13 protein-coding genes, 1 tRNA gene and 1 pseudogene are annotated in these 21,257 nt (G+C 45.5%); 3 read left to right on the forward strand and 12 right to left on the reverse strand.

Annotated features, from left to right (window positions below; translation table 11 throughout):
• Nucleotides 1–3: 3 nt before the first annotated feature.
• A pseudogene (locus tag ACZ5V1_RS00960) lies at nucleotides 4–1,530 on the reverse strand (Cache 3/Cache 2 fusion domain-containing protein); the annotation flags it as partial.
• 444 nt (nucleotides 1,531–1,974) lie between these two features.
• Between ACZ5V1_RS00960 and ACZ5V1_RS00965 the strand changes: the two are divergent.
• Genes ACZ5V1_RS00965 through ACZ5V1_RS00975 form a run of 3 tightly spaced genes read left to right on the forward strand, consistent with a single transcriptional unit; the run spans nucleotide 1,975 to nucleotide 6,969 of the window.
• A complete protein-coding gene (locus ACZ5V1_RS00965; RefSeq protein ID WP_464390192.1) occupies nucleotides 1,975–2,781 on the forward strand; it encodes a TetR/AcrR family transcriptional regulator in 807 nt (268 codons plus the stop codon).
• Nucleotides 2,708–3,766 carry an efflux RND transporter periplasmic adaptor subunit gene (locus ACZ5V1_RS00970; RefSeq protein WP_464390193.1) on the forward strand — a complete coding sequence of 353 codons (1,059 nt, stop codon included), beginning with the start codon at nucleotides 2,708–2,710 and terminating at the stop codon, nucleotides 3,764–3,766. Before ACZ5V1_RS00965 ends, ACZ5V1_RS00970 begins: the two co-directional genes overlap by 74 nt.
• Nucleotides 3,763–6,969, forward strand: coding sequence for an efflux RND transporter permease subunit (locus ACZ5V1_RS00975; RefSeq protein WP_464390194.1), 3,207 nt, complete (start codon nucleotides 3,763–3,765; stop codon nucleotides 6,967–6,969). Before ACZ5V1_RS00970 ends, ACZ5V1_RS00975 begins: the two co-directional genes overlap by 4 nt.
• 97 nt (nucleotides 6,970–7,066) lie before the next feature.
• On the opposite strand, the gene ACZ5V1_RS00980 is transcribed toward ACZ5V1_RS00975, so the two are convergent.
• The 11 genes from ACZ5V1_RS00980 to ACZ5V1_RS01030 all read right to left on the reverse strand — a co-directional run bounded on the left by ACZ5V1_RS00980 (nucleotide 7,067) and on the right by ACZ5V1_RS01030 (nucleotide 21,230).
• Entirely contained in the window at nucleotides 7,067–8,455 is a 1,389-nt protein-coding gene (locus ACZ5V1_RS00980) for an aspartate ammonia-lyase (protein ID WP_464390195.1), read from the reverse strand.
• A 226-nt stretch (nucleotides 8,456–8,681) separates the two neighbouring features.
• On the reverse strand, nucleotides 8,682–9,434 hold the full coding sequence (locus ACZ5V1_RS00985; protein ID WP_464390196.1) for a DNA/RNA non-specific endonuclease: 753 nt from the start codon (nucleotides 9,432–9,434) through the stop codon (nucleotides 8,682–8,684).
• A gap of 578 nt (nucleotides 9,435–10,012) precedes the next feature.
• Nucleotides 10,013–10,106: transfer RNA gene (locus ACZ5V1_RS00990), tRNA-Ser, on the reverse strand.
• Nucleotides 10,107–10,247: 141 nt separating this feature from the next.
• Nucleotides 10,248–11,426 (reverse strand): bifunctional glutamate N-acetyltransferase/amino-acid acetyltransferase ArgJ, encoded by a 1,179-nt coding sequence (argJ, locus tag ACZ5V1_RS00995; protein WP_464390197.1) that lies wholly within the window; start codon nucleotides 11,424–11,426, stop codon nucleotides 10,248–10,250.
• A gap of 739 nt (nucleotides 11,427–12,165) precedes the next feature.
• Nucleotides 12,166–14,679 (reverse strand): preprotein translocase subunit SecA, encoded by a 2,514-nt coding sequence (gene secA / locus ACZ5V1_RS01000; protein ID WP_464390198.1) that lies wholly within the window; start codon nucleotides 14,677–14,679, stop codon nucleotides 12,166–12,168.
• 189 nt (nucleotides 14,680–14,868) lie between these two features.
• Nucleotides 14,869–16,203 carry a (Fe-S)-binding protein gene (locus ACZ5V1_RS01005; RefSeq protein WP_464390199.1) on the reverse strand — a complete coding sequence of 445 codons (1,335 nt, stop codon included), beginning with the start codon at nucleotides 16,201–16,203 and terminating at the stop codon, nucleotides 14,869–14,871.
• Nucleotides 16,204–16,215: 12 nt separating this feature from the next.
• Nucleotides 16,216–17,595 carry an FAD-binding oxidoreductase gene (locus tag ACZ5V1_RS01010; protein ID WP_464390200.1) on the reverse strand — a complete coding sequence of 460 codons (1,380 nt, stop codon included), beginning with the start codon at nucleotides 17,593–17,595 and terminating at the stop codon, nucleotides 16,216–16,218.
• 307 nt (nucleotides 17,596–17,902) lie between these two features.
• Nucleotides 17,903–18,376, reverse strand: coding sequence for an SsrA-binding protein SmpB (gene smpB, locus ACZ5V1_RS01015; protein WP_464385453.1), 474 nt, complete (start codon nucleotides 18,374–18,376; stop codon nucleotides 17,903–17,905).
• A complete protein-coding gene (gene ptsP, locus ACZ5V1_RS01020) occupies nucleotides 18,376–20,163 on the reverse strand; it encodes a phosphoenolpyruvate--protein phosphotransferase (protein ID WP_464390201.1) in 1,788 nt (595 codons plus the stop codon). Before ptsP ends, smpB begins: the two co-directional genes overlap by 1 nt.
• A complete protein-coding gene (locus tag ACZ5V1_RS01025; RefSeq protein WP_160714852.1) occupies nucleotides 20,163–20,456 on the reverse strand; it encodes an HPr family phosphocarrier protein in 294 nt (97 codons plus the stop codon). The genes ptsP and ACZ5V1_RS01025 overlap by 1 nt, the downstream gene beginning before the upstream one ends.
• 15 nt (nucleotides 20,457–20,471) lie before the next feature.
• On the reverse strand, nucleotides 20,472–21,230 hold the full coding sequence (locus ACZ5V1_RS01030) for a PTS system mannose/fructose/sorbose family transporter subunit IID (protein WP_464390202.1): 759 nt from the start codon (nucleotides 21,228–21,230) through the stop codon (nucleotides 20,472–20,474).
• Nucleotides 21,231–21,257: the final 27 nt, after the last annotated feature.

Genomic DNA, 21,257 nt, shown 5'->3' on the forward strand with positions numbered 1-21,257 from the left:
ATAGAAAGGAGTGGTGCTGACAGCAATGTAGAGAATATTTCCGTCAGGATGTTTGTACTCAATGTCGTTCTGTAATGATTGTTCAGAACGGATAGCCTTGTCAGATAAAGTTTCACGGCTGTCATCGTTATAGAAGAACTTGCCGGAGCTTACACCGACATAACTTTCAGGAGTTCCTGTTTTTCCGATTAAGTCACAGAGATGTTGATTTGCCCAAGTTACTGTGAAGTCCGGTCCGATGATGGAACACGGAGTTGGAATGCCTTTTAGAACACCTTCTGAGAAACCAAGCTTGGTCTTAAGTTCTGCAACCATTGTATTAACTGAAGTCACAGTACTTCCGATAGCATCATTTAGATGATAATCAGTTCGTGCATTTAGGTCGCCAGCAGCAATTTTTTTTGTGGTATTGCTTAATTCTTCGAGAGGGCGGAGTAAATTACGCAGCAGGAATATAAGAACAAGGCTTGAAATAAGAATGCCGCCTGCAATGCTTGCAATGCTTAACTTTTGTAAAGTTTCATCGGCACCAAGACTCAAGTACTTCTCTGGTATTGTGAAATAGATCAGCCAGTCTCTGGCTTCAATAGTCTGAGAAAATGAGAGACGCTTTGTACCTTGGTATTCGTATTGGGTGAAGCCGTTTTTATTCTTCATCATAATCTTACCGGCTTCTGTGTCGTTCAAGTTGCTGTTGGCCATGAGTGCTGCGTCCGGATGATATACGAAGCTACCGTCAGAACGCACAATAAACGGATACCCATGTCCATCGTAGGTGATCTTTTTAATCATCTCGAGCAGGGGCGGGGTCATCATAGGCCTACCACAGTACACAACGGCAATAACATTGCCGCTGGAATCTTTGAGTGGCTTATATATTGTAACGTACCATGCGTTTACTACATAGGCTCTACCGCGAAAGGTTTGACCGTTCATAACTGTTTTGTACACTGCGCTGGTGGCAGGAATGTACGTGCCAGTTGCACGGTTCCCATCAAGTTTTTTGACGTTGGTGGAAACACGCAGAAGTTTTCCCGGAAGTGCCTGAAAAATTGTTGCAGTACCACCGACCATGTCCTGAACTTTATCAACAAGTTTGTTGCTTGTGTTCAGCACCGTAGCGGAATCCTCTGCTCCAAGCTGAAGGACTGGAATTGTTACAGATTCAGACTTTTTGCTGATTTGGTTGGTGATAGTAGTTGTTACAGTTTTTTGTGAATTTACACGTAACCCACCGTGGTTTTCGATTTCATCATCAAAAACACTTACATCGGTTTCGAGTTTTTCAAGTGTAATTTGGTGCTGCATTTCCACACTGTCTTTTAGTCCCACAACCATTGTGCTGATAAACTGATCACCAAGTTTTACCAGTGCACTATGTGAAACTGAGTAGTTGTTCCAACTAAGAACACCTAACAGTGTGACAATTACAAGCAATACAGAGCCGATCAATTTGCGATTAAAGTTTAGCTCCATTCTTCTAGCCCCCGATAGTTGTGATTGTTTTTTGATACACCAATGGGTGGTCATGATGTACCAATCTAGCAAGCCATTTATCCAGCGTGCACGATGTACTGCTGGTTGAGTTCTGTATTTGAAGTAAGTAGTGAGCTGTTATTTATAGTTCTATAATCAAATTTTGTTTGCACATATAAATTTCATAATAAAGAATGAAAGTTGTAACTCGGTGTAGTTATCTATCGGAAATTTTAGAAAAAACTTTAACCGGAGCCGATATAGGGTTTGGAATTATGGATAAAGTAAGTGTCTGTTTGTATTGAGTAAAAAGAACAGATTTTCATGCTTTATGGTTATTGTTGCTGTAAGTGAAAAAAAAGAAGTGTCAGAATGTGACTAAGTTCTTTGTCTCAACAGGTTCATTTCGCGCGAAAAATAGAAACCACTTGACAGATTCAAACACTGTTTGAAATAAGATTTCAAACGGTGTTTGAATTTGCTTGAGGTGAGGTTCGAATGGATAGAAAGATAATTCCCGCGCAGTTTAAAGAAATTGCGCGTAATTATTATAAATCGCGGGAACAGGCGTTACACGCATGGAGAGAACGGCGTAATCAAGCACAAAGTGCGTTGGATACCCGTAGCCGTATCTTTAATACGGCCCGCATCATTTTTTCTCAAAAGGGACACAACGCAACAGTGCGTGAAATTTGTACTGCTGCAAATGCTAATGTGTCTGCTGTAAATTATCATTTTGGTAATAAAAATAGGCTATTGGCTGCTGTTTTAGAAGAGTTCTTGCATGAGGTTCGGGGGATATACCCGCTGCATGGTGGATTAACAGATTCTGCTGAACCCGAAGAACGATTGTTTGGTTTTACGTTGGCTTGCGTGAGTGGAATGCTTATCTCGCATGGTGATGAGTATTGGGAACTTAACAAGTTACTGCTTGATGCCTTCATTAATGATTTTGAAGAATTCTTGCATGTCTCAGAGAAAGATTGGCTCGAATTACGCGGGGAAGTTATCCCGATTATCGACGCAATGACTGGGAATGTATGGGGGCCAAAACAACTTGATTCGTTGACAAGCGGCTATTTTTCACAGCTATTTTTCTACGCAATGCATATTGATGACTTATTGTTAGTTCGAAATCAGAAAGTTTTCACTGATGATGAAGTCTTTGGTATTGCACAACATATTACTGCCTTCTCTATTGGGGGCATTAAGAACTATTCGGAGTTGATGGATGCAGAAATTGATTTCCCAAATTTGTGCGATGCTGATTGTTGCAAGCATGCTCGTAAGTCTGACGGCATGTAGCAACGATGAAGCAAGCGACACGACAGAGAATGTGCAGACTGCAAAAGAATATGTTGTAAATGTTAAGGTTGAAACTCTGATTCCAGCTGCAATTACAGATAAAATTATGCTGCCGGGTCAAACAGAAGCTATGTACGATGTAGCACTAGCCGCAGAGCAAGACGGACTTATCGAATGGGTTGGTGTAACAGAAGGGGATTCTGTTGCGGCAAACGGGCAGATAGTTCGTATTGATCTTGAGGCATTGAAAGCTGCCAAAGATCGTGCTGATGCAAACCTTACAATGAAAAAACACCAGCTTAACCGCCGTAAAAAGCTTTACAAAAGTAACGTCCTTTCACGCGAAGAATTGGAGCAGGCTGAAACAGAGTTTACTGTTGCTGCAACAAATCTGCGAGAAGCAGAAGTTAACTACGAGCACGGTATTGTTGTTTCTCCTGTTTCCGGTGTTGTGAACAAAGTTAATGTTGATCCGGGTGAATATGTTTCTAAAGGCAATCCTATAGCAAACATTGTGAACGTTGATCAGATTAAAATTACGTTCAGTGTGCCGGAAATGGATGTCCGCTTTCTTTCTAAAGGGCAGATTGCACCAGTTGTGTTTGATGCCTACCCGAATGAGAATTGGAGCGGCGTTGTTGATTTCGTTGCATGGAAAGCAGACCCTGCAACCCGTACGTTCCCCGTCCGAATCATTGTTAAAAATGCAGACGGTCGTATTCGTCCGGGTATGATTGCGCGTGCAAGTTTTATACGTCGTGCTTTGAGCGATATCGTATCTGTTCCACTATTCTCTGTCATCGATAAAGGCGGAGAACGTATCGCATTTATTGAAAAAGATGGCGTAGCAGAAGCCCGTACAGTTACTCTTGGCGTTATTGATGGCGACAGGGTGCAGATTATTGCCGGTCTGAATGTCGGTGAAAACCTGATTGTAGCAGGGCAGCGAGAAGTTGAAGACGGCGTGAAGGTGGATGTTCGATGATACTTAACCAAGTAGCGTTGAAGAGGCAGTCTGTAGTATTTGTTCTACTGTGGCTTATAATTTTAGCTGGCTTAAGTAGCTATTTTTCACTGCCGCGTGAAGCTGAGCCAGATATTACGATTCCATATATTTTCGTAAATACAACTTACGAAGGTGTTGCCCCTGAAGATATTGAAAAGCTGATAACTATTCCTCTTGAGAGAAAACTCAAGGGTCTTGCAGATGTTGAAGAGCTTAGATCAACATCTAAAGATGGTGAATCCGCCATTGCGATTAAGTTTTTACCAAGCGTAGTTATTGATGATGCACTGCAGAAAGTGCGTGATAAAGTTGATCAGGCAACAGGCGACCTTCCGGGCGATTTAGAAGATGACCCGCTTGTTTCGGAAGCGAACTTTTCTGATATGCCGACAATGCAGATTGTATTGTCAGGTCCCTTTAGCTTGAAACGGCTGAAGGTTTTTGCTGAAGATTTAGAAGACAAACTTGAATCTGTTCAAGGTGTTCTTGACGCGCGCCTTATGGGTGGCCTCGAACGCGAGATTCATGTTGAATTCGACCTTGATCGTATCGGTGCATACAATGTTCCGTTTAGCGCTTTGGTGAACTCTGTTCAGAAGGGCAATGTGAACATGCCGGGCGGCTCCATGAATATTGGTGACGCCCGCTATCAGGTTCGTGTTCCAGAGGACTTTCAAACTCCTTCAGAGATTAATAGCATTGTTGCATTTGTGCGCGATGGAAAGCCTGTCTACCTTCGAGATATTGCCGAAATTCAGGATCATTACAAAGATCCTGTAACGCGGAGCCGTATGAACGGACAAAATGCCGTTACGCTTCAGATCATTAAGCGAAGCGGTGAGAATATTATTGAGGTAAACAAAGGCGTTACTGTAGCGCTTGAAGAGGCTAAAAAGTTCCTCCCGCCAACATTGATTCTTGATGTTGTCGGCGATAGAGCAGAAGACGTCCGCATGATGGTGTCTGACCTTGAGAACAACATTCTCACTGGTCTTGTGCTGGTACTTGCGGTTGTATTCTTATTTATCGGTGGACGATCTGCCTTCTTTGTTTCCATAGCAATCCCGCTTTCCATGCTTATTACTTTTGTGCTGCTACGAATGCTGGACATCACGCTCAACATGGTTGTGCTGTTCTCGCTTATTCTTGCGCTCGGGATGCTGGTGGATAACGGCATTGTTATTGTAGAAAATATCTACAGGCATATGCAGGAAGGAAAAAGCAGATTTCAGGCTGCAATGGATGGTACGAATGAAGTTGCATGGCCTGTTATTACCTCTACATTAACAACTGTGGGTGCTTTCTTCCCGATGATTTTCTGGCCGGGCATTATGGGCGAATTTATGTCCTATCTGCCTCGTACAGTAATCCTTGCACTTTTTGGCTCCCTGTTTGTTGCGTTGGTTATTAACCCTGTCTTCTCATCACGGTTCCAAACTGCGGCTCCGGCTAAGTTTATGGATAACGGTGAAGAACATATTACGGGTGTACGACGTATCTATCTTGGGATGTTGAATTGGTCTTTGGATCATCGGGTTATAGTCCTTGGTATTTCTGTAGTAATGTTCTTCGCATCTATCTTTGCGTTCGGAACTTACGGCAAAGGTGTTGAGTTTTTTCCAAAAGCAGAACCTAAGCGCGCAAACGTAAACATCAAGGCTCCTGTGGGAACAAACCTTGATGCCACAGACCGTTTTATGCGTGTGGTTGAACGTGTTGGGGAAGAGTATAAAGATGTTCGTTTTGTTATTGCCAACACAGGTTCCGGCTCCGGCGGAACATTCGGCGGCGGTGGCACTGGTACACATCTTGGTGCTGTAACTCTGGACTTTAAGCCAATCGCAGAACGTGGAGTTCAGTCCTCTGATATTATTAATGAGGTGCGTGACCGCCTTACCGCTATGATCACCGGTGCAGAAGTGCGTGTTGAAGAAGAAAAAGGTGGTCCTCCAACCGGCTCTCCAGTCAACTTGGAAGTGTACGGTAAGGATATGCGCGAGCTTGGTGTGATTGTTGATAACATTCGTGCTGTCATGCGTGATATCCCGGGACCTGTTGATATAAAAGACGACTTTGTTTCCGGTAAACCGGAAATACAGATTCGTGTAGATAAAGAACGTGCAGCATTGCTCGGTCTTGATACGTATACAATTGCATACACCATCAAGGCAGCGATTAACGGCGTAAAAGTTGGCGTATTCCGCGAAGGAAAAGACGAATACGATATTCTGACAAAGCTTCCTGAAAGCGAACGTCAGTCTATTAAAGCGTTACGTCGTATTACCGTATCCGGCGCAGATGGCGAACCTATTCCGCTTACATCGGTAGCCTCTGTTAAGCTTGCCTCCGGTCTTGGTGCTATTAACCATAAAGACCAGAAACGAGTTGTTACGGTTTCTGCAAACGTCGAAGGACGTCTTGCAAACGACGTTATTCGTGAGCTTGATGTGCGCCTTAAAGAACTGAGCTGGCCTCGCGGCTACTCATACACCTTCTCGGGAGAACAGGAAGAGCAGCGTAAAGCTTCGGAGTTTCTTACTGAAGCATTTGTTGCGACGATCTTCCTTATCTTCCTTGTGCTGGTGGCGCAGTTCAATTCAATGGCAACGCCGTTTATTATTCTTACATCCGTATTACTGTCTCTTATCGGCGTGTTCGGAGGGCTTCTCATTTGCGGAATGCCGTTCGGTGTCGTTATGACAGGTGTTGGTGTAATTTCATTGGCGGGGGTTGTTGTTAACAACGCAATTGTACTTATTGACTACTTTGAACAGTTGCGAGCTAAAGGGATGAAAACACGTGAGGCGCTTGTTAAGGCTGGCCTTACTCGTTTCCGCCCTGTGCTGCTTACCGCGATTACAACCATTCTAGGTTTGCTGCCGATGGCAGTGGGCATTAGTTTTGACTTCTTTACGTTCTCGTTCATTACGAAGTCAGACTCAACTGAATGGTGGAGTCCGATGGCTGTAGCAGTTATCTTCGGTCTGTTTGTCGCAACAATGCTCACCTTGCTTGTTGTACCTGTGCTTTGTTCCCTTAAAGAAGGCGCAAAAGTGCGCTGGGAAAAATTGACCAATAAAAAAGCACAAGAAGAGAACGATACTGAGGCAGTTTTGAAAGAATCCATAGAAGAAAATGAAAAACGAAAGGGTGCAGATTCTGCACCAGGTGATGCCGCTTAGCCGCTACCTGTTATCCTGATAAAATGAACGCCCCTGACAGAGTCACTCTGTCAGGGGCGTTTTTGTTATGTACTGGATTACAGAAAAATGAATAGGGCTATGCCAAATGGCATGTGGTAAAGGCGTCGTAGACTTCTTCCTCTGTCAGAATCCCAAGTTTAGCGGCTGCCTCAGCAACCGGAATACGTTCTTTAAGAGAAAGTTTTGCGATGTCTGCAGCTTTTTCGTAGCCGATAATTGGTACCAAGACAGTTGCCATTACAGAGCTGTTATGCAGAAGCTCTTCACAACGTTCTTCGTTAGCGGTGATGCCGTTAACGCATTTGGTTGCAAGGGCGTGCATTGCGTTAATAAGCATGTGAACAGACTGCAACACGTTTAAAATAATGACAGGTTCCATAACATTAAGCTGGAGCTGTCCAGCTTCCGCAGCCATGGTCACTGTTACATCGTGCCCGATAACTTGGTATGCAACCTGATTTACGACTTCGGGAATAACCGGATTTACTTTACCCGGCATGATGGACGATCCAGCCTGTACCGGAGGTAGTGATATTTCACCAAAACCTGCGCAAGGGCCACTGCTAAGCAATCTGAGATCGTTACAAATTTTGGAAAGCTTTACGCTTATACGGCGAAGCGTTCCAGAGAAGGTAACAAAGGCACCCATATCTGATGACGCTTCAATAAGGTTGGCAGCGGGAGTAAGTTCGTATCCGACAAGTTTACTGAGGTGACGGACTGCCTTGTAGGAAAAATGCGGGGGAGTGTTAATACAAGTGCCTATAGCTGTGCCGCCGAGATTAATCTCTTTAAGCAATTGAGACAGCTGATCAACGCGTTCAACATCTTCTTCGATGGTCACTGAATATGCCGCGAATTCAGAGCCTAGTGTGATCGGCACTGCGTCCTGCAATTGGGTTCGACCGACTTTTAGAACTGTGCTGAATTCTTCTGCCCGTCCCTTAAAAGCTTCACTGAGTTCCAGCTGCTGATCTGTCAGCGCTTTGCATTTGCTCAAAACTGCAATGCGTGCACTGGTCGGATACACATCATTTGTGGATTGTGAACAGTTAACATGATCGTTCGGGTGCAGGTGGATGTAATCACCTTTCTCATAGCCCATTTTTTCCAGAGCAAGGTTTGCAATAACCTCGTTGGCGTTCATGTTTGTAGAGGTGCCTGCGCCGCCCTGCATCATGTCGACGATGAATTGATCGTGATGATCACCTTCAATAATGTCGTCACATGCTTCAATGATGGCATTGGCTTGAATGTCTGTAAGGAGTTTGCTTTCAAAGTTTGTAAGAGCACACGCTTTTTTTACGCGTGCAAGTGATACGACTAACTCCGGAAAGTGATGCAAGGGGATGCCGGTGATGGTGAAGTTCAGTACAGCACGGGCTGTGTGTACCCCGTAATACGCATCTATAGGAACTTGAAATTCGCCAAGAGAGTCACGCTCAATGCGATATTGCTCGTTCATAGGATCTCCGCAACGTGATGGCTGTTGATGAAATATGCATCAGTGTGCGCTTCTAGAATTTAATCTGATGGTTGCAGCAGCTTTCCCAATGCAGCAATATAGTAAGGGAAAACTTTTAAAATTCTTTAGATGCTGATGGCATATACAAGATTAACGTTAGGTGCAGTTAAACATGAAAGTAATGTTATCGCGAGCGTTATCTAGCAGATATTTTGTGCAGTCAGGATTACTTTGAACGCCCCCATTCCCAGCTCTGTATGTCGCATTGGCTTTCCAGTGCATTTTCCTGAGAATCTTCCAGTGCAGAAAAGAAATCGATACCTGTTGCTGTCTCGATGGTATCAATCGGCACGGCGAAAGAATGTAGTTTTTTCTTTGAACCTTCATTCGGGAGAAGAAATCCAATAGCCTTGTTTTGGGAGGGTATGTACGCAATTTTATAGTAGGCATCGGGAACGAGAACTTTATTTCGTCCGATAAATCGGTCACCATGAAGGACGCCTGCAGTGATTATGATAACAGTGTCATGCTGTGCCCAGCGACGGACTGTTGCTTCGAGTTTTTTCCAGACACCGCGATTAAATTTAGGTTGCTGTGGACTCATATTTGACATGAAAAAGGAGTCACGCATTGCCCGTGTGCAAAAGGCCATGTCTGCGGCTGGGGCAAGATGTCCTCTGTCGAATCCGGATTTTTTGTAGTCCCGTAAATTCGCGGAGCGAGTAGGAATCGCAGGGTCAGGACGGAACCTGTCTTTTCGTTGTACCCTAGGAGTGTTGGCTTCTTCCTTGGTATACTCGTACATGACCCAAGCTGCTTGTTCTGTATCTTCATCATACCCAAGCGAATAGAAGTCGTGGTGAACTATACATTCAGAAATGTTCTCTTGAGGAATAAGGTTTTTGTATATCTCTGCGGATAAAGTGGATGGATAGGTTGCAAAGAAAGCAATAGATATAAGCAGGAGAAGTTTTTTCATTAATCATCCCTTCCGGAAAAGTTGGAATACATATCAATAAAAAACACACAATACGAATGTATTGCGTGTTTTTTACGTTAGCCAACATTATAGACTGGAAGAAAGATAATAAAAGTACAGATTGAATACGGAGAAAAAGCCTCTTTATTCTATAGAATATGAATAGGAAGTTTTTATAATGAAGTGATCATCGAATATTATGCATCAATTCCCAGAAGTTTTTTGCAGACAAAGAAAGACTTCTCTTTAAAAGAATATGGGAATGAGTATGGCTGAGTAGTCGTGTGATAAGTGAATGTAAACGGAGTGGGTTGTAGCCGGTAACATGCTTAAACATAGTGTACGTGTGGATAAGCACAGACACATGGATACCAGAAGTACATCCATAGAAAGACATGTATACGATTAAGCACTCATACGGTTTGCAAACATGAGCATGAAGCCTACAGGCATGAAAGCACAGAACTTGCTTGATTCGCTTTACAAAAAGCATCGAAGATGGGGAAGGTGATGACGTGCCAACTGAACAGCGGGCACAAAAAAAGGGTTGTATCTTGCGATACAACCCAAATAAACACTGGCGATGAGGGAGAGATTCGAACTCTCGATACGCTTTTAAGGCGTATACTCACTTAGCAGGCGAGCTCCTTCGGCCAACTCGGACACCTCACCGTGTTTTGTGGTCTTCACGAAGACATTGCTTCGTTGCGACGAAAGAGTGTTTACAGAAAACGAGGGGTAACTGTCAAGCGCAATTTTAAAAATAAATTTAAAATATGCGGCGTTTTCTGTAGGGTTGCGCGAAAACCGCTGCTAACTGCGGTAATCTGCATTGATGTTAATATACTCATGAGTCAGATCAGATGCAAATAATTCAGCTTTACCTTCACCATTTCCAAGAACAATGTCGATGAGAATATCACGTTTTTCTAAATACGGCTTAAGAAGGGTGTCAAAGTCTGCATCAGTAGGCTGCCCATTCTTGAATAATTCAATTCCGCACATGGTAAGCTGTACATCGTTTGCTTCAAACTCTGCACCACTTCGACCAATTGCTGCGACGATACGACCCCAGTTAGCATCTTTACCGTAGATGGCAGTCTTTACTAACGGAGAATGTCCAACAGTACGTGCTACTTGATCGGCTTCAGCGTCGTTCTTAGCGCCGGAAACCATAATCTGCATTACTTTGGTAGCACCTTCGCCATCCTGCACCAACTGATAGGATAACTCACGCATGATCGCAGTTACAGCGTGTTGAAATTTTGCTTCAGTAGCATCCGTAATACACGCGTCACTCGCACCGTTCGCTAAAGCAAGAACGCAGTCGTTTGTAGAAGTGTCACCGTCTACAGAAACACAGTTGAATGAGCCGTCAACAGCGACCTTCACAATGCGTTTCCACATAGCAGCGTCAATCTTAGCATCTGTAATTACAGTGCCCAGCATGGTTGCCATATTAGGGCAAATCATACCTGCGCCTTTCGCCATGCCTGCAATGGTAACAGTCTTACCATCAACAACAATGGATCGGCTGGCTTTTTTAGGGAAGGTATCCGTGGTCATGATTGCATCAGCAAAATCATCACCCGTATGGTTGCCAACAGCATTAACAAGAACAGGTGCCGCAGCTTCCCATTTTTCCATGTCGAACTGTAAGCCGATGACACCGGTTGAAGCAGGAAGAATTGCATCAGATGTAAGCCCAAGACCAGAAGCAACAAGCTCCAGTGATCGCCTACAATTTGCAAGCCCCTCTTCGCCAGTGCATGCGTTGGCGCTGCCAGCGTTGATCATTACAGCCTGAACTCGTGAAGAATTTTCTACAAGCTCTTTGGCGACCAATACAGGAGCAGCCTGAAATTTATTTGTCGTAAACGTACCTGCTGCAACGCAAGGTGTTTCACTTACGATAAGAGCAAGGTCGAGTCTGCCAGAATACTTTAAATTCCCTTCAATGGCAGCGTATTTGTATCCTTTAGGAGTATCCACGGCATCTCTCGTCTTTGTTACTGGTTAAAACGTAGTTCCATTAATCAACACGTCATAATTTGCGAGACTTCTTAGAATGTCAATGGCTAGCAATAAGTTCAATGGTAACTTGTGCTCAGTTGACCTGTTGTGTTTGCCTCTGGCGGGTCTGCGACGCTTTTTTTCCAGAGGTGGCTGCCTTTGGCGACCCTGCGGGGCTTTGCCTCCGGCGGCTGGGCTGAAACTGTTTCACTGTCTTAATCCGTAATCTCTCATACTTCGAGAACGGCTAAAGCTTTGCAAAGTTTCCCCCAGACCCCCTTCAAAACTTTTTATTATGCGAGACATGTTGTTGCTTATGTTCTCACGCGGCTTATGCACCACTGACTTTGGTGTTAAGGGGAAGAAGGCGGAGGATCTGTCTCAAGACAATCTTTTGTCGTGGTAAATGCTTGAAAAAGAGATTTGTCTTAGAACAAAATTTTTTGTTGGGAGTACTTTTGAATTTTATCGCAAAAAAGAAAAAGGGTGGAGTTAAAAACTCCACCCTTTAATAAAGCGTAATTAAGTCGTAATTGTTTTTAGAGACGTGCGTTTTTCGCTAATCGGGTCAAGGGGGATTCCCCCTTGCGGGGTGGAGGGGCGGAGCCCTTCCCCGTCGGAGACACGCCGAAGGCATAAAAACTCAAAAAAAGAATAAAAAGCGCCGCAGGCAATTCTTTTCAAAAAAGCGCCGCAGGCTATATGTTCTATTCCTGCTTTAAGCGCCGCAGCATTTCTTGTATTTTTTGCCGCTGCCGCAAGGGCAAGGGGCGTTACGACCAATTTTTGGCTCGGCACGTTTGGACGGCTTATGCTCATCTTCACTACCGGAGTAGGTAACGTCTGTTTCTTCTTTGTGACGGAATTCGTCGCGAAGAATTTCCTGCTCTTCCTCTTCAGGACGCTGGATGCGCAGACGGGTAAGTGCCTTGAACACGTTTTCGCGGATACGGAAAAGCATATCCTGGAAAAGTTCGAAGCCTTCACGTTTGTATTCCTGCTTAGGATCGCGCTGACCGTAGCCACGCAGACCGATACCTTCGCGGAGATGGTCCATGGTGAGAAGGTGTTCTTTCCAGCAGCGATCGAGTTCTTCAAGAAGGAAGTAGCGCAGTACATCTTCATATACTTCTTTTGCGTCATCTTTGAGCACAGCAAGGCGATCCTGAACCGCTTTGTGTGTTTCTTCTTCTGATGGAACAGGCTTAATGTCGATAGATGCGGAGAGGTTGAAAACTTCGTCCAGCTGTGCTGGCAGAGTTTCAGCAAGTTCTTTACGATCTTCTGGCTTGGTTGCATTCCACTGTTCGTAGAGGGCATCCATGAGATCACCGAGGAATTCCTGAATAAGCTCTTCTTGACTTTCGTTCATCATGATGTCGCGGCGAAGGGTGTAGATTACCTCACGCTGCTGGTTCATAACATCATCGTAGTCGAGAAGAGTTTTACGGATTTCAAAGTTGCGACCTTCAACGCGTTTCTGTGCGTTTTCGATTGCTTTTGAAACCATGCTGTTTTCGATAGGCTCGCCTTCGTCCATGCCAAGCTTCTGCATCATTCCGGACATACGTTCGGATGCGAACAAGCGCATGAGATCATCTTCCAGAGACAGGTAGAATCGGGAGGAACCCGGATCACCCTGACGACCGGAACGACCACGCAGCTGGTTATCGATACGGCGTGATTCGTGGCGTTCTGTACCAAGAATGTGTAAGCCGCCAGCTTCTGTTACGCCTTCACCGAGCACGATGTCAGTACCACGACCAGCCATGTTGGTAGCAATGGTAACGCGGCCTTTCTGGCCTGCTTCAGCGATAATTTCCGCTTCCTGCTCGTGGTGCTTTGCGTTCAATACGCTGTGCGGGGTGCGGCGCTGTTTGAGAAGCTGAGAAATAAGCTCGGATGTTTCAATGGAGATTGTACCAACGAGAACTGGCTGGTCAGCCTTGTGCAGCTCTGCAATGGAATCTGCAATAGCATTGAATTTTTCTCGGTTGGTGCGGTAGATAACATCCGGAAAATCTTTACGGGTCAGCGGACGGTTTGACGGGATAGAACATACAGACAAGTTGTAAATCTGTTGGAATTCAACAGCTTCTGTGTCTGCGGTACCAGTCATGCCGCTCAATTTTTCGTACATGCGGAAGTAGTTCTGGAAGGTGATGGAAGCGAGTGTCTGGTTCTCTGCTTCAACTTTAACGCCTTCTTTTGCTTCCAGTGCCTGATGCAGACCATCTGAGAAGCGTCTACCCGGCATGAGACGGCCGGTAAATTCATCAACAATAACAACCTGATCATCTTTAACGATGTAGTCTACATCGCGCTTGAAGATTTTGTGTGCTTTCAGTGCCTGCAATACGTGATGCTGCAGGGTGATGTTGGTTGGATCGTAGAGGTTGTCGATTTTTAAGAGCTCTTCTACACGGACAACGCCTTCGTCTGTAAGAGATGCAGAACGGGCTTTTTCATCCATTGTGTAGTGAGTATCTTCTGTAAGGTACGGAACAATCGTATCAATCTTTCCGTACAGGGCGGTGGAATCTTCAGAGGCACCGGAGATGATGAGAGGAGTACGGGCTTCATCAATGAGGATGGAGTCGACTTCATCGACGATCGCATAGTTGTGCGGACGCTGTACGAGCTGTTCTTTGTAGAACTTCATGTTGTCACGCAGGTAATCAAAACCGAATTCGTTGTTGGTACCGTATGTAATATCGGAACCGTAAGCGGCTTTGCGTTCTTCATCATTCAGGCCGTGAACAATGATACCCGTGGTGAGACCGAGGAAGCTGTAAAGTTTGCCCATCCATTCAGCATCACGGGTGGCAAGATAGTCGTTCACGGTAATTACGTGCACGCCTTTACCTGTAAGCGCGTTCAAGACAACCGGCAGGGTAGCAACAAGTGTTTTACCTTCACCAGTTTTCATTTCAGCAATCTTGCCGTCGTGCAGTGCACAGCCACCAATCAACTGTACATCGTAGTGACGCATACCAAGTACGCGCACACTGGCTTCACGAACAATTGCAAAAACTTCAGGGAGAATTTCTTTGAGCTCTGTTCCGTTGGCAACTTCTACCTTGAGTTCGGCGATACGTGCTGGGAGGTCTTCATCCTGCATTTTCTGAACGTTAGGTTCAAGTGCGTTGATTTCAGCAATCAGCGGACGCAGGGTTTTTAAGTAGCGCTCGTTCTGAGAGCCGAATACTTTTTTGATAACGAAGTTGATCATTCTTTCTCCTGAAAACAGTATATAACTCCAAATGAACATGGAGAGGAAAATTTGTAATAATCGGGCTGTGATCGTTGTCACTGAGACACAGGACAATCCAACAATTTGTACTGGATTACAGTTAATAACGCAATGAGGATTGGCAAGGGGCACAGCCTCTTTTTGCCTGTTATAGGCACCTAGGAACGATTATGGCGCGAGAATATCGAGCCAGTGTCCCACCTTTATTTTTTCGCCGTTGTGCGTTGGCGATGTTCCTCGAAGCTGAAGTGTACACCCGCTGCAACCGGTAATAACAAGATATGTCGATTCTACCTCGTCACAAAGTTCCAGTGTTTCTTCATCTTCTTCGTCATAAAGATCACAAAGACAGTTTCCCTGCGGTTTGCTGTAACATGGAATACTGTCGTCTTTTTTTAGTGGCTTTTGGAGTAAATTATCCCAACAGCGACTTGCAACGGTTCGGGTAAGGTTACGGTTGCCGAGTTGCGCGATACCGCCCATGCCGCAACATGATGCGGAGTCCGGCGCACTTATTTCTTCGTAAAGAACTTCCTTCAGCCATGCATAATCTGCATCTTTTCCATGCCAGTGGCACGGCTGATGGTAACGGATAAGAAGATGGCTTGGCGTGTCGACTGTAAACAGTGAATCGCCCCATAACGAAGAAAGAGGGCGCAATGCGTTTGTCCACGCTTCTTGTTCGCCTTCTGCCCAGTCTAAAGACTCATCATGGGCATATTCAGCTAATCCGAGATAACAGGTTGCGCAGAATGTCACGAGAAGAGGACGTTCTGCTGTTCGCCATGCGCGTAGGTTCTGCATCCGGCTTTTGTGTGCAGCCTCTGGCACGCCTGCGTGATCTAGAGTCAGTCCGCAGCACGTTAACTCTTTGGCAGGAAGAAGCTGGTACCCAAGGTTTTTAAGAATGGATTCGCTTTTCTTTTTCCAGCTTTTTTGCACGCGGTTGGCGGTACATCCTGCAAAAAGGAGTACTCGTTGTCCTTTTGCCAGCTCTTGATCGTATTTGGCGATGGCAATGTACGGTGGAATATCTGTCGGGGATTGCATCGCTTGAATAGACTGCACGAAGCGGGTTGCTTCGTTTTTCCCTTTAGAGTCCGGTGCGGCTTTGCTTAAGGTGGAAAGCATGGGCCAAAGCACAGTGCCCTGATTAACCCAGCGGTTCCATACCCATTGACGCCAGCCGGAATGGGCTGCACGCATGTTGGCAAGCTGCTTTGGAAAATTAAGTCCCTGAGGACAAGTTTGAGCGCATTTACCGCAGGAAATGCACATCTCTGCTAACTTGTTACAGTCTGTAACATTCAGCTTTTGCGTATTTTCTTTGAGGGAAGCAATGGTACGTTGTTTTGCCTTCGGTGTAAGTTCTTCCTGCTTGGTGGCAAGAAAGACGGGGCAAACAGAAACACATTTGCCACAAAGAATGCAGGCTGCTTCGCGCTCTTTTTTTGTAAGGCTTTTGGCTTCAGGGGTAGTTTTTTGTGAGTTGTCTTGTGTCATTTTTCTATCCCCTTAAAACGCTTTGCCCGGGTTCATAATGGAGTGCGGATCAAATATCTGTTTGATCTGCCTCATGAGTGAGCGTTCGGTTTCACTAAGCTGTAAATGAACGTACGGTGCTTTAATCAATCCTACACCGTGCTCACCGGAAAGAGTTCCTCGTAAAGAGAGAACAAATTCTGAAATTTCTTTCTTAGCTGTTTTTGCACGAGCCAGTTCGTCTGCGTCTGTAGCATCGTGCATGATGTTAACGTGAATGTTGCCATCACCCACATGTCCGAATGTAAGAATCGGCAGGCTGTACGTGTCTGCGATTTTACGGATGCCGGTAACAGCTTCTAAAAGTCTGCCGCGAGGAACGGTAACATCATCGGAAAATTTGTTTGGCGCTACTTTAAAGGAGGCAGGGTTGATGGAACGTCTAACATCCCAAAGTGGCTCTTCCTCTTCTTTACCAAGACCAGTGGTAGACCAGAGCACGTTACATGCTTTGAAGATGGCCTCAGCTTTGTCCAGATCTGCTTTCAAAGCCTGATGTGAACCATCGAAACGAAGCAGCAGTGAAGCTGTGACTGTAGAAGGCCATGGAACCGTTCCGGCATCTTTTAATGCCGTTAGAACTTCTGGCCCCATAAATTCGAGGGCAGCAGGAAGCATGCCTGCTTTAAACATAATTTTAATAGCGTGCAGTGCTTCTTCAAGGTTCGCAAATCCTGCGAGAATAGATGCTGTGGATTCCGGTTTTGGAATAAGCTTGAGCGTGATTTCTGTCATGAACGCAAGCGTGCCTTCACTGCCTGTCAGCAGTCGAAGCAGATCAAGTCCCACAACATTTTTATGGTTACGACCACCGCAGGTGATGGTTTCGCCACCGGGTAAAACAGCTTTGCAGCCTAATACCCATTCACGGGTAACACCGTACTTTAACGCACGCATACCACCGGCACAGGTGGCTACGTTGCCGCCGATTGTGGAAATTCCTAAGCTTGCTGGGTCTGGCGGGTAGAAGAGCTTGTCTTGTTCTACACGCTTTTGCAGGTCGCCAGTGATGACACCCGGTTGAACTCTGGCAATGAAGTCGTCAGAATCGACTTCTAGAATAGAATCCATTTTTAGCGTTGAAACGACAATCCCCGGTTGTTGCGGAACACAAAGTCCTACAACGTTTGTTGCACGGGCTCTTGGATATAACGGAATACATCCATTATGCGCCCAACGCATGAGCTCAATAATTTGTTCATCTGTTTCTGGACGAACAACAGCAAGGGGGGTGCCTTCAAGGCGGCTCGCATCGGCTTCGTAAACAACCATTTCTTCCGGTGTCAGCAGACAATCTGCATCGGAGAAAAGATCTTGTAAAAAACGACGCTGGGGAAGAGAAAGTAGCGGCATACATCTATCCTGAAAGTGATTGGCGAATAAGACGCTGGGCGTATTTGCCAATCAAAAATTACTCACAAGTAAGTTATTAGAAAGTTCAAAGAAGCCTTTTTATAAAAGCGGTAGCCATTCTCGATGAATAGAAGGATACGGCTAGCGACTGTGTCGGGTTCTTTGGATACCGGAGATGACAAACAGTTTGTTCGCTAAAGACATTCAGCGAACAAGTGTTGCCCGCAGCAAACTATCTTGTACCATACAACAGAATATGCCGGAAAGAACGTACGAATACGTTATTTCCGGCATAGGTAAGATATGGTTAGCGATCCAGCATTTGGCGTGCAACATCACGAGCGGCATCACGCTGCTTGATAGTTTCACGTTGGTCATGCAGTTTTTTACCACGGCACAGACCGATTTCCAGTTTGATACGGGAGTTCTTAAAGTACAGTTTAAGAGGCACAACTGTTAGGCCGCGCTGTTCAACTTTAGTCATCCACATTTCAATTTCACGACGGTGGAGAAGAAGTCTACGGTCGCGTTCTGGTTCGTGCTGTGAGTAGCCGGCATTTTCGTAAGGAGCAATGTGCAGCCCTACGATCCATGCCTCACCGTCTTTGTAGCTGATGTAGCTGTCGGTAAAGGCCACTTGTCCTGCGCGCATTGACTTTACTTCAGTGCCAAGGAGTGACATGCCTGCTTCAAGGGTATCCAGCACTTCGTAGTAACGACGTGCTTTTTTATTAACGGCAATAAAGCTGCCGCCACTTTTCTTTTTTTTCTTTTTGCTCATTACGGTTCCGTTATATCATCCTGCTCAATGAGTGATGCGAAGAATGAAAGTTCCTCAGGGAAGCGTTTAAAAATACGCTTACGAACTTTAGTGTTGATTCTGGATACGGTGGCGTGTGTAAGCACGTCGCCCAACAGTTCAATGCACTCTTCCATATCAATCTGGCGGATTATTCGTTTAATTCCCGGAATAGCTTGCGGCGCAATAGAAATTCCGTCAACCCTCATGCCCATTAAAATCGGTACACAGTACGGGTCTGATGCTACTTCGCCACATACGGACGCTTCAATGCCTTCTTTGTGCGCGGCATCGATAACGTACTTTATCGAACGTACAATGGCTGGATGTAGCGGTTGGTAAAGATAGGAAACATGTTTGTTTGTTCTATCAATACCCAGTGAATATTGAATAAGATCATTTGTTCCGATGGAGAAGAAATCTACTTCCCGGGCAAGGGTATCTGCGATCATGACTGCGCTTGGCAGTTCGATCATAATACCCACTGGAATATCCGGATTGTAGGCAACGCCTTCGGCATCAAGTTCGCTTTTAACAGAGTTAAGTACAAAACGTGCCTGACGCAACTCTTTTAAGCCGGAGATCATTGGGAACATGATGGAAACATTACCATGGACAGATGACCGGAGCATGGCGCGCAGCTGCATACGGAAGAGACTTTGATAGCGCAGGCAGAAGCGGATACCGCGTAACCCCAATGCAGGGTTGGCTTCTTCTAACATGGCCTGTTCATCTAGTAACTTGTCTGCACCTACGTCCAACGTACGTAAAATTACTTTACCCGGTGAAAGCTGCTCTGCCAGAGTGGTGTATTCTTCATACAGCATCTCTTCGTCCGGCATCTTCTTTTTGTTGAAAAACGCATATTCAGTACGATAGAGCCCGACACCCTGACCGCCATTGTCTTTTACTTGAACAAGCTCTTCTGCCAGTTCAATGTTAGCACAAACCTCAAGCCGGTAGCCGTCTACGGTTTCGGCCGGAAGGTGGCACTGTTTTACAATGGCTTTCTGATAGTCTTCAAATTGGTATTTTCTGTCACCGTAGTGGGCAAGCTCTTCTTCACTCGGGTCAATGAAGATAAGTCCTTTCAGCGCGTCGACAATGACCAGATCTCCATCTCTGATGGAGTCTTCAAGGTCTTCAACGCCTACGATGGCAGGAATTTGCAGGGAACGTGCAAGAATACCTGTATGTGAGGTTTTTCCGCCTTCTGCCGTAGCAAAAGACATAATTCTGCTGAGTTCAATCTCAATGGCGTCAGCCGGTGTCAGGTCATGCGCCATAAGAACGCGGCGACCAGCCGGTAAATCTACCGGTTTCGGTGTGCCAATAAGTGCCTGCATAATTTTATCACCAACAACGCGTACATCCTGCATTCGTTCTCGAATGTATGGATCATCAATAGCGCTGAACGCTTTGCCAATAGCGTTGATGGAACGCTCAAGCGCCCATTCTGCGGTGATAGCTCGGTCAGCAATATTCTTTGCTGCTGACGCAATAAGTTTTGGGTCCTGACAAATCATCAAGTGAGAATCGATGATAGCGCCGTGTTCTTTTAATTCTTCTGGAATACGCGCGCGGGCATCCATGAATCCCTGACGGACTTCTTCAACAGCGTTGTGAAGTCGTTCGGTTTCAATACCCACCAGATGATGGGGGATGGTTTCGCGCGGTATGCGGCGTTCTTTCTGGCGGTTAACAAAGTAAGCCTTGCCGATAGAGATACCTGCTGAAACAGGTATGCCGCGAAGAATTTTACGAGCCACTATCTATCCCCTTCGAACTTGTCATGAAAAAGTTGACTGATTTGTTCAAGGGCTTCACTGGCGTCCGAGCCGGAAGCTTTAATGCAAATCTCTGTGCCTTGCGGTGCTGCAAGGGAGAGAATGTCCAGAATGGACTTTGCGTCTGCTTGTTGGTCTGCCACCCAAAAAGCAATGTCAGCCTGAAATGATTGCGCAAGTTGAGCAACTTTGCCTGCCGGACGTGCGTGCAGTCCTAGCTCGTTCTCTACGCAAACAACTGCTTCTAAGCTGTTATTTTCACCTGTAGGTTCCATTGGTTGTCAATTCCTCTAGATTGGGGAAAGTGGAATAACCTTGCTAATCCACGGTAGTATAAAAAACATAAGAAAGAGTAAAAGGTATACCAGCAATACGCGTGATAAATGTAGTCTTCCCACAACAAAACTTGCGCTTAATAAAGTGCCCGCAATAAGCGACCACTCAGGAATGCTGTGGGTACCCGGCCAGAAAAGATACAACATAAGAACCAGGATGAAGGAGTTAGCGATTTTAATCTTTTCTCCCCAGTTAATAAGATCCCAGTTCCTGAGGCTTGTAATCATCTGTAGGCCGTTCCGGACTCCGGATACAAAGGTGAAGAACTTGAATGCCTGCAAGGCTGCAAAGAGTAGCAGCGTCCATGCTAAGGCAATATAATCAAATCCTGAGACAAGCATGCATACTGTGGACAGCGCCCACATGGACAGCAAGCTTCCTCCAAAAAAGGAGTCACCAATTGCAGAGAGGGTGTAGGTAGTAGTTTCTTTAACTGAACCGAGCATTTTTGCAGGCAGATTGCCTTTTGCAATATGCGACTCAATGGAAAGGAACACGCCTACAAGAAGAGGCGTCCAAAAAGGATGGGTATTGTATAGCTCTAAATAACGGCCTCTGGCCTCACGCAATGCTTCAGGATCTTTATACAGTTCCCGCAGTCCCGGTTCCATAGTGAACACTAAGCCTGTGTTTTGCAGGCCGCGAGTGTTGAATCCCGTACCTACAAGGTATGTACGGAGGAAACAGGTTATGAGAGTGCGGGCAGTAAGCATTAGTAATCCTGAGCGTACAACGTGTTG

The sequence above is a fragment of the Halodesulfovibrio oceani subsp. galateae genome, assembly GCF_055397225.1.

What these genes read in the sequence shown, in the direction of transcription:
- secA (WP_464390198.1), bottom strand. Translation starts at nt 14,679, where the DNA reads ATGATCAACTTCGTTATCAAAAAAGTATTCGGCTCTCAGAACGAGCGC.
- ACZ5V1_RS00965 (WP_464390192.1), top strand. Translation starts at nt 1,975, where the DNA reads ATGGATAGAAAGATAATTCCCGCGCAGTTTAAAGAAATTGCGCGTAAT.
- ACZ5V1_RS00980 (WP_464390195.1), bottom strand. Translation starts at nt 8,455, where the DNA reads ATGAACGAGCAATATCGCATTGAGCGTGACTCTCTTGGCGAATTTCAA.
- ACZ5V1_RS01030 (WP_464390202.1), bottom strand. Translation starts at nt 21,230, where the DNA reads ATGCTTACTGCCCGCACTCTCATAACCTGTTTCCTCCGTACATACCTT.
- ACZ5V1_RS01025 (WP_160714852.1), bottom strand. Translation starts at nt 20,456, where the DNA reads ATGGAACCTACAGGTGAAAATAACAGCTTAGAAGCAGTTGTTTGCGTA.
- ACZ5V1_RS01010 (WP_464390200.1), bottom strand. Translation starts at nt 17,595, where the DNA reads ATGCCGCTACTTTCTCTTCCCCAGCGTCGTTTTTTACAAGATCTTTTC.
- ACZ5V1_RS00970 (WP_464390193.1), top strand. Translation starts at nt 2,708, where the DNA reads ATGCAGAAATTGATTTCCCAAATTTGTGCGATGCTGATTGTTGCAAGC.
- smpB (WP_464385453.1), bottom strand. Translation starts at nt 18,376, where the DNA reads ATGAGCAAAAAGAAAAAAAAGAAAAGTGGCGGCAGCTTTATTGCCGTT.
- ACZ5V1_RS01005 (WP_464390199.1), bottom strand. Translation starts at nt 16,203, where the DNA reads ATGACACAAGACAACTCACAAAAAACTACCCCTGAAGCCAAAAGCCTT.
- ACZ5V1_RS00975 (WP_464390194.1), top strand. Translation starts at nt 3,763, where the DNA reads ATGATACTTAACCAAGTAGCGTTGAAGAGGCAGTCTGTAGTATTTGTT.
- ACZ5V1_RS00985 (WP_464390196.1), bottom strand. Translation starts at nt 9,434, where the DNA reads ATGAAAAAACTTCTCCTGCTTATATCTATTGCTTTCTTTGCAACCTAT.